9 protein-coding genes are annotated in these 9308 nt (G+C 38.6%); all 9 read right to left on the reverse strand.

The annotated features are described in order from the left end of the window. Positions 1–210: 210 nt before the first annotated feature. Positions 211–1035, reverse strand: a complete 825-nt coding sequence (locus MHH68_RS18710; protein WP_339164662.1) for an orthopoxovirus pf05708 family protein — start codon at positions 1033–1035, stop codon at positions 211–213. Positions 1036–1153: 118 nt separating this feature from the next. Further along, positions 1154–2029 (reverse strand): nucleoid occlusion protein, encoded by an 876-nt coding sequence (gene noc / locus MHH68_RS18715; RefSeq protein WP_003214896.1) that lies wholly within the window; start codon positions 2027–2029, stop codon positions 1154–1156. Positions 2030–2134: 105 nt separating this feature from the next. Then, positions 2135–2854, reverse strand: a complete 720-nt coding sequence (gene rsmG / locus MHH68_RS18720) for a 16S rRNA (guanine(527)-N(7))-methyltransferase RsmG (protein WP_003215161.1) — start codon at positions 2852–2854, stop codon at positions 2135–2137. 13 nt (positions 2855–2867) lie between these two features. Next, complete coding sequence (mnmG, locus tag MHH68_RS18725) at positions 2868–4754, reverse strand: tRNA uridine-5-carboxymethylaminomethyl(34) synthesis enzyme MnmG (protein WP_058013181.1); 1887 nt, start codon at positions 4752–4754, stop codon at positions 2868–2870. Between the two features lie 17 nt (positions 4755–4771). Next, on the reverse strand, positions 4772–6151 hold the full coding sequence (gene mnmE, locus MHH68_RS18730) for a tRNA uridine-5-carboxymethylaminomethyl(34) synthesis GTPase MnmE (RefSeq protein ID WP_044139031.1): 1380 nt from the start codon (positions 6149–6151) through the stop codon (positions 4772–4774). A 403-nt stretch (positions 6152–6554) separates the two neighbouring features. After that, on the reverse strand, positions 6555–7178 hold the full coding sequence (jag, locus tag MHH68_RS18735; protein ID WP_339164664.1) for an RNA-binding cell elongation regulator Jag/EloR: 624 nt from the start codon (positions 7176–7178) through the stop codon (positions 6555–6557). Continuing rightward, positions 7175–7957, reverse strand: a complete 783-nt coding sequence (spoIIIJ, locus tag MHH68_RS18740; protein ID WP_095117972.1) for a YidC family membrane integrase SpoIIIJ — start codon at positions 7955–7957, stop codon at positions 7175–7177. Before spoIIIJ ends, jag begins: the two co-directional genes overlap by 4 nt. Positions 7958–8115: 158 nt before the next feature. Next, entirely contained in the window at positions 8116–8475 is a 360-nt protein-coding gene (gene rnpA / locus MHH68_RS18745) for a ribonuclease P protein component (protein WP_003214983.1), read from the reverse strand. Between the two features lie 78 nt (positions 8476–8553). After that, on the reverse strand, positions 8554–8688 hold the full coding sequence (gene rpmH, locus MHH68_RS18750; protein WP_008360908.1) for a 50S ribosomal protein L34: 135 nt from the start codon (positions 8686–8688) through the stop codon (positions 8554–8556). Positions 8689–9308 lie beyond the last annotated feature (620 nt).

Raw genomic sequence — 9308 nt, forward strand, 5'->3', positions numbered from 1 at the left:
AGTTTCTCATTCATTCATACTTCCTATTCTATCAAAAAAAGTATGAAACGTTTGCTTTTTTTGTTTCTCCATTATATATTCGTCAGCAAATGTCTATTTTCGTACATGAAAAGACGAACCTAAACGCATTGAAAAATATATCAATATATCTTTTTTCAAAAAAGATGTGCATAAAAAACCCTCACTTCCATCAAAAGTGAGGGGCACTTGTCAAAAATGTAATCCGCCAATTGTACGGCCTTCGTTCACAATAATCTTAGGGGTCACCGTTTTATAGCTTCTCTTTTTTAAGAATCCATAGGGGGTCTTAATGGTAAATGTCGCATGTCCTACAGCATCGCCTGTTTTAGCATAGGCCTGCCACACAATCTTTGAACAATAAGTCGGGTCCAGCGATTGAATTGACATGGTGATGGAGTAACGAGCCTTTGGATGAGCTTTCACATAATCGCGTGCCCATTCTCCTGCCAGGTCTGCTGTGTCTTCTTGATTAATACGAATGACCTTTGTATTGGCATTATAGCGAAACCAGTTAAGAATGGAATCAATCTGAGGATGCTGTCGAAACCCGGGAATAGAAGCAAAGCTTTTCTCATTAATGACGATACCTGCATGTCCAACGATTCCCTTCAAAGCATCAGTATTTGTCACCAATATATCCCCTTTTTTAGGCAAAATATCGGTACCTGGATACGGCTTTCCTAAAAGGCGCTTGATGGTGTGCGGCTTTTCATCCGTCACAAACTCATCCTGCTTGTTTTGTTGTAAGCCATAATCCTTCAAATGATCGCCAGCTGAAATCAAGTCAATTGTGTCATCCTGAGACTCATGATCATGATTTAATTGATCTAAAGTGATCTCTTTCGAAACAACACCTTGTTTCTTCAGGACGTTCAGTTCTTTTTTGGTCAGTGGACTTTCTTCTGCAGGAACGGTTGGCGAATTCACAGCAAATGTGGTTGTTTCATTTGTAAAAAGAAAAAAAGAAAATAGTAAATAACAAATAATAACAAAATTCATCTTTTTCATTTTCATCTAGTTGTGTCACCTCCTTTCTTCTATGAAAATCACATTTTACCAATTTATGATTAATAAGTAAATATAATGTAGAGTCAACAAAAAAAGCTGACGAGTGGCTCTCATCAGCTTTTTTCTATTTAGGAATGCGAATTGTTAATTGGATATATTCCTCAAATTCCTCTTCCTCGGTATTTATTTTAAGCCCGCTGTCTTCTACCATATGGAGAGACTGACGAATGGTATTCATCGCAATTCGTGTATCACGACTAAACGCCTTACGTTTTGGCTTCGGTTTGCGATCTGTTTTTTGTTCAAGCATTTTCACTACACGCTCTTCAGTCTGTTTTACATTCAGCTGCTTTTCGATGATTTCCTGCAATAGCGCGATTTGTAATTCTGGAAGCTTTAGGGGTACAAGTGAACGTGCATGCCTTTCAGAGATTTTTTTCTCTAAAATGGCCTGTTGTACCTCTTCAGGCAACTTTAAAAGTCTTAATTTGTTTGCAACAGTTGATTGTCCCTTACCTAAACGCTGAGCAAGCGCTTCCTGTGTTAAATCATGAAGCTCTAAAAGACGTGCATAGGCATGAGCCTCTTCAATAGCAGACAGCTCTTCTCTTTGCAAATTTTCAATCAATGCCACAGATGCCGTTTCCGTATCAGTAAAATCTTTTATAATAGCGGGGATTTTCTCCCAATGAAGAGTCTGTACCGCTCTCCAACGTCTTTCGCCGGCGATCAGTTCATATTTTCCTTCTTCTTCTGTCGGTCTGACAACAATAGGTTGAATAATGCCATGGGTATGAATCGTCGTGGCCAGCTCATGTATCTTTTCTTCTGAAAAAATGGTGCGTGGCTGAAAACGGTTTGGCATAATTGTGTCGACCGGGAGCTCCTGTATCTCTTCCTTTAATGTATCATGCTCAGCAATCTCTGCCTCTATTTCGGTTTCACGCTCAGGATGTTCTTTGTCACCAAGCCCGAAGAAGCGTGAGAGTGAATGCTTCATGAACCTACACCACCTTTAAAAACTACCTTTTTATAATTCTATTTTCTCATGTTTTTTCCTTCTGTAAAATCTTAAATATTGAAGAAAAACCGACCTTTTACATGATCAACCTTCTATTGGTGATTTATTAGGTGTTCCTGGTTTTCTAGGATATTTTTTTGGTGTTTGCTTTTTCTTTTCAATGACAATGATGTTCCGTTCGCTTTCTTCTAAAGGAAGAACAAAGGAATGCTTTTCAACAACCTCTCCTCCGAGGACAGTAACGGCTTTCTTTCCTGCTTGCATTTCTTCATCAGCAGCAGATGCTTTTAATGCCACAAACAACCCTTCCTTTTTTACAAGGGGCAGACATAGTTCGCTCAAGACGGATAAACGCGCAACTGCTCTAGCAGTGACAAGATCATAGCTTTCACGCTTTTCCTTACGTTGTCCAAACGTCTCCGCACGATCATGATAAAAAGTAGTATCTTGTAAGTTTAACCCTTTTGCTAACTCATTAAGAAACGTAATTCGTTTCTGAAGAGAATCAACAATGGTCACATGTAGATGAGGGAAGCAAATTTTAAGAGGAATGCTTGGGAAACCAGCACCAGCTCCAATATCGCAAATCGTCGTCACTTTGTGAAAATCAATGAAAAATGATGCGGAAATGGAATCATAAAAATGCTTTAAATACACTTCTTCCTTTTCAGTAATGGACGTCAAATTCATTTTCTCGTTCCATTCTACAAGCATGCGGAAGTAAGTTTCAAATTGTTCAAGCTGCACAGGAGAAAGAGTCATCCCTTTCTCCTCTAGTGCTGCTGTAAATTGTTCAATGTTCATGCCGACATCCTTTCTATTCTGCTATCTTCGCAATACGTCCCTGCTCTAAATATACTAAAAGGATAGAAATATCAGCAGGGTTAACGCCTGAAATACGAGAAGCCTGTGCAACAGAAAGCGGTCGGACTTCTTTCAGTTTTTGTTTCGCTTCAGTTGCAATTCCTTTGATGGCATCATAATCAATACGATCAGGAATCTTTTTGTTCTCCATCTTTTTCAGCTTTTCAACTTGTTGGAGTGACTTTTCGATATAACCTTCGTATTTAATTTGAATCTCTACCTGCTCACACACATCAGAAGGAAGCGGTGTTTCAGCAGGAGCTAACTTCACAACTGATTCATAGTTCATTTCTGGACGCTTCATTAAATCACTTGCACGAATACCGTCCTTCAGCTCACTTCCACCAAGTGAACGAATAAATTCTTGTGTCTCAGCTGTAGGTTTGATGATGACTGAATATAGACGTTTTTTCTCTGCTTCAATGGCTTCTTTTTTCTGCTGGAATGCTTGGAATCTTTCTTGAGATATTAATCCAATATGATAGCCAAGTTCAGTTAATCTTAAATCCGCATTGTCATGACGAAGAAGCAAACGATATTCTGCACGGGATGTTAAAAGACGGTAAGGTTCATTTGTTCCCTTTGTGACAAGATCATCAATGAGAACACCGATATATGCATCAGATCGGCTTAAAATGACTTCTTCTTTACCCAATGCTTTTCTTCCTGCATTAATACCTGCCATAATGCCTTGACCTGCTGCTTCCTCGTAGCCAGACGTACCATTAATTTGGCCAGCTGTATATAATCCAGAAATTTTCTTCGTCTCGAGTGTAGGCCACAACTGAGTAGGCACAATTGCATCATACTCAATGGCATAACCCGCTCTCATCATTTGTACATTTTCGAGCCCTGGGATGGTAGAAAGCATGCGCTGCTGTACATCCTCTGGAAGACTTGTAGATAATCCTTGAACATACACTTCCTGCGTATTACGACCTTCTGGCTCTAAGAAAATTTGATGTCTCGGTTTGTCATTGAAACGAACCACTTTATCTTCAATGGAAGGACAGTATCTAGGACCAGTTCCTTTAATCATACCTGAATACATTGGAGAACGGTGAAGATTCTCATCAATAATTTGATGTGTTTCTAAACTCGTATATGTTAACCAGCATGGCAGTTGGTCTGTTATATATTCAACCGTTTCATAGGAGAACGCCCGCGGAACGTCATCACCTGGTTGAATTTCTGTTTTACTATAGTCAATCGAGTGACTATTCACTCGAGGAGGTGTTCCTGTTTTAAAGCGAACCAAATCGAATCCTAACTCTGCTAGGTGATCCGATAATTTGATCGATGGCTGCTGGTTATTAGGACCACTTGAATACGATAGATCCCCTAAAATAATGCGGCCTTTTAAGAAAGTCCCAGTCGTTAATACAACAGACTTCGCACGATAGTTAGCCCCTGTTTGTGTAACGACACCTTTACATTCATCATCTTCTACAATTAAATGATCCACCATACCTTGAAGCATTGTCAGGTTCGGTTCATTTTCCATTGTTTTTTTCATTTCATGCTGATATTGGAACTTGTCTGCTTGCGCTCTTAAAGCACGAACAGCAGGTCCTTTCCCCGTATTCAGCATGCGCATTTGAATATGCGTTTTATCTATATTTCGTGCCATTTCTCCGCCCAATGCATCAATTTCTCTAACGACAATCCCTTTTGCAGGACCGCCTACGGACGGATTACATGGCATAAAAGCAACCATATCGAGGTTGATAGTCAATACAAGTGTTTTAGCGCCCTGTCTTGCAGAAGCAAGAGCAGCCTCAACCCCAGCATGACCGGCACCCACGACGATGACGTCATAATTGCCAGCTTCATAACCCATTTCTTATGTTCCTCCCTTTACTTTCCTAAACAGAATTGAGAGAATAACTGATCAATCAAGCTTTCATGAACAGCATCTCCTATAATTTCACCGAGCTGTTCCCAGCAACGTGTTAAATCTATTTGAACAATGTCGATTGGTACGTCCATTTCAATTCCTTCAAGAGCATCCTCAATTGATTGTTTTGCTGCCTGAAGTAAGGCAATATGCCTTGTATTACTTACATACGTTAAATCTCCACTTTCAATTGATCCAGTGAAGAACAAAGATTGAATCGCCATTTCAAGCTCATCAATGCCCTTTTCTTGTAATAATGATGTAGTGACCACCGGACGATCCTTTGCTAACTGCTTGACCTTTTCTACATCAAGCTTAGGCTCAAGGTCTGTCTTATTCACAATCACGATGATATCCATACCTGAGACAGCCTCAAAAAGCTTAATATCTTCTTCTGATAATTCTTCGCTATAATTGAGCACAAGTAAAATCAGGTCAGCTTCTTTTAAGACCTGTCTAGATCGTTCAACCCCTATACGCTCAACAATGTCCTCTGTCTCACGTATACCCGCAGTATCGACTAGACGGAGAGGTACACCTCTTACATTCACATATTCCTCAATAACATCTCTCGTAGTTCCAGGAATATCTGTGACAATGGCCTTTGTTTCCTGTACAAGGCTATTCAGCAAGGAAGACTTGCCAACATTCGGCCTTCCTATAATGACAGTGGATAAGCCCTCTCGAAGGATTTTCCCTTGCTGGGAAGTCGAGAGAAGCGACTCAATTTCTTTTTTGACCGATGTCGCTTTTTCCACTAAGACGCGGTGTGTCATTTCTTCCACATCGTCATACTCAGGGTAGTCAATATTGACTTCAATATGCGCCAGTGTTTCTAGGATCTCGCCGCGCAGTCGCTGAACCAAACCGGAGAGACGTCCCTCCATTTGAGTAATTGCTACATTCATCGCTCGATCCGTCTTTGCCCGAATCAAGTCCATGACAGCCTCTGCTTGCGATAGATCTATTCTTCCATTTAAGAAAGCACGCTTTGTGAACTCACCTGGCTCCGCTAATCTTGCTCCTTCTCTTAAAGCAAGCTGCAATACTTTATTGACCGTTACAATTCCGCCATGGCAGTTAATCTCAATAACGTCTTCTCTCGTAAATGTTTTTGGCGCTCGAAGTACTGACACCATGACCTCTTCTATTACTTGATCAGTCCTTGCATCCACGATATGACCATAATGAATGGTATGAGAATCCACTGATACAAGTTTTTTCTCCTTAGGCCCTTTATACATCCGATCAGCGATCTGTACCGCCTCAGGCCCACTTAAACGAATAATCGCAATTGCTCCTTCACCCATCGGTGTCGAAATGGCTGCAATTGTATCCATCGCTCAATCACCTCTTTCTCTACTTTAATAGACAGTCTTTTATCTATTAAATGGACGTTGTCCATCTCTATATCAAAAACGCTTAATCCAAAATTTAAAGATACCATAAATGAAAGCGAAGTGAAAGTATCCTCTATCTAATTATCCACAGCTTTGCATCCTATCTATTTTAACACTTAACTTATCCACATGTGAATAACGACGTTCTAAACTTATCTTCACATCTTACACCGAAACACAATAAATTTAAACGCCCCGATGCCTATGTTTACTTGTAAAAATGGCATTTTCCACTCAAATTACACCCTAACTTTTTAGAAATAAAGGATGAATCTTCTATAGAAACACAATTTTTCAATAAAAAAAGACTAAAATCCAGCTTTGCTGAATTCTAGTCTTTCTGTTATTTTTTATACAGCACCACTACATGACGCTTACTGCCTGTATCTTCCGATGCCGTTGCTAGTTCTTTAGAAAAAGTAGCAATCGTATCATGAATTACTTTTCGTTCGTTCGAAGGCATTGGTTCAAAATGAACCTTTCTCTTCGTTTTTAAAACTTTGTTTGCCATCTTGACGGCATATTGTTCAAGTGCTTCTTGTCGCTTCTTCCTATAATCTCCAATATCGATGGTAATATGATGATACTGATCAGAATAGCGATTAAACACTAGCTGTACCAAGGTTTCTAAAGAGTACAAAGTTTGTCCTCTTTTTCCAATCATTAATGACGTTTTATCTCCATCAATGTGGAAAGAAATCTTTTTCGGTTCCTGTTTGGAAATAATTTTCGCTTTAGGATCAATTGATTTAACAATATTATCTAAATACTGTGTAGCTAATTTAAGAGCATTTCTCTTTTCTATCAACTTGACTACAGCTTGTCTTTTGCCAAATAATCCTAAGAACCCTTTATTTCCTTCATCCACAATTGTGATATCTACTTCTTCTTTTAGAAGCTGAATTTGCTTAAGTCCGGAATCTACTGCTTCTTCGATTGTGCGACCGACAGCAGTTACTTCCTTCATTTTTTATTCCCGCCAGCTTTTTCTTTTGTATCTAATTTTACTTGAGGAGTTTTAATCACTAATGTTTGGATGATCATGAAAATGTTACCTACAACCCAGTACAATGAAAGTGCTGCTGGGAAACTAATAGCAAATACAATGATCATAATCGGCATAACCCATAACATGATCGCCATCTGAGGGTTGTCCGAAGGATTTCCAGCCATCATCAGTTTTTGCTGAATGAAAGTAGCTACCCCCGCAATGATCGGTAATAGGAACAATGGATCTGGACTGCCTAAGTCAAACCATAAGAATGTATGCTTTTTAATTTCTGCTGTTCTCATAATCGCATGATAAAAACCGATTAGGATTGGCATCTGAATTAAAATCGGGAAACAGCCAGCTAATGGATTGACGCCATTTTTTTGGAAAAGGGCCATTGTTTCCTGCTGTAGCTGCTGCTGAGTTTTTTGATCTTTAGAGCTATATTTTTCACGAAGCTTTTTCAATTCAGGCTGCAATGCTTGCATTGCTTTTGTACTTCTTAACTGCTTAATCATTAATGGTAAAATGAGCAAGCGGATTAACAGTGTCACAATAATGATCGCAACCCCGTAGTTTTCACCAGTCAAATTTGCCATGTACGTGATTAATTGAGATAGCGGATAAACAATATAAGAGTTCCAGAATCCCTTACTATCTGATGTGATTGGTTCATTAATTTGTGTACATCCTGCCAATAGAACCAATGCGCCAATCAAGCTAAATATTAGTAATAATCGCCTTTTCAACAAGATTCCTCCCATTACTTCAAACTTTATTTAAGTTGGAATTGATTACGAAAGTGACTCACCTAATCAGTATGGTAACATTTTTTCATTACAAAGTGGTGGTTTCATTTTAATTCACTAGATGAAGGAAGCGCTTTTAAAAATTGATTCAACGAAAGTTTCTATTACGAAGACTTTTTCGGTTGTTGTTGATAAACAGCGGATTTTCTAAATAAATGTTGGAGAGATTTCTTTGTTTCTTCAAAGGTCAATTCACTTGCTGGTTTTCTTGCAATGACAATGTAGTCTTTTTCTTGCTTTAACTTATGACCTTCCTCTAAAAACACCTGGCGGATCAGTCGTTTAATTCGATTTCTCATCACTGCATTACCTATCTTCTTACTGACAGACAATCCTAAACGCAGTTCATCTTGATTTGGTTGATCCAGCTGGTAAATAACGAATTGACGATTCGCCATTGATTGACCTTTTTTAAACACTTTTTGAAACTCTTCATTTTTTTTTAGCCTGTTTCGCTTCTTCATGTTTTCTTCCACTCCGATAAAAACTGACAGTTCATTTACGATTTTATGTAAAAAAGACCACTGACATTATTCAGTGGCCTAAGCTGATAATTTTTTTCTACCTTTGCTGCGGCGTCGCTTTAAAACTAGACGTCCGTTCTTAGAACTCATACGGCTGCGGAAGCCATGAACTTTACTACGCTTACGGTTATTTGGTTGAAACGTTCTTTTCATTTATGACACCTCCCTGAGGAATAGCTGTTTAAGACAGTCTAACTCATTATATTTGTGTAACCCATCGATTGTCAATATCAACGATAAAACTCTTATTATCAACCTTATAAGCATAACATAATTTATCAAACGAAGAAACCTTCTTTTTTTGTTTCTAACATTTTATTCTCTTTTTCCTCCTAAAAGGCCTCCAAAACAAGGGTGTGGATATTTTTCCGGCATATTTAGACTATCCACATTCATTATCGACATTTTTTTCACACAAATAACCGATGTGGATAATTAATTTTCAACAGGATGTAAAGTGTGTGGATAAGTTTGTGACACCCATTGCGCCATCGTGTTTATTTTGATATTATATTTGTGTTTTAACTCTTAATTAATTATCTGACCTATTTATGTTATCCACAAACTGTGGACAACCTGTGGAAAGATATTACACAGCTTGTTGAATTGTTTATCCACAGACTGTGTAATTTGTCGAAAAGACGTTTTTCTACTATATTATTTGTTTTCAACAATGTATGTGCACGAATGGTAATGACCATTTGCTCTTTTTCGTGTTCTATAACAGTTTGATACTGGTCATTTTAAAAAGAAAAGGAGGGGGGAGAAGCCTT

The organism is Bacillus sp. FSL K6-2841 (genome assembly GCF_037976435.1).
Lineage (GTDB): Bacteria > Bacillota > Bacilli > Bacillales > Bacillaceae > Bacillus > Bacillus pumilus.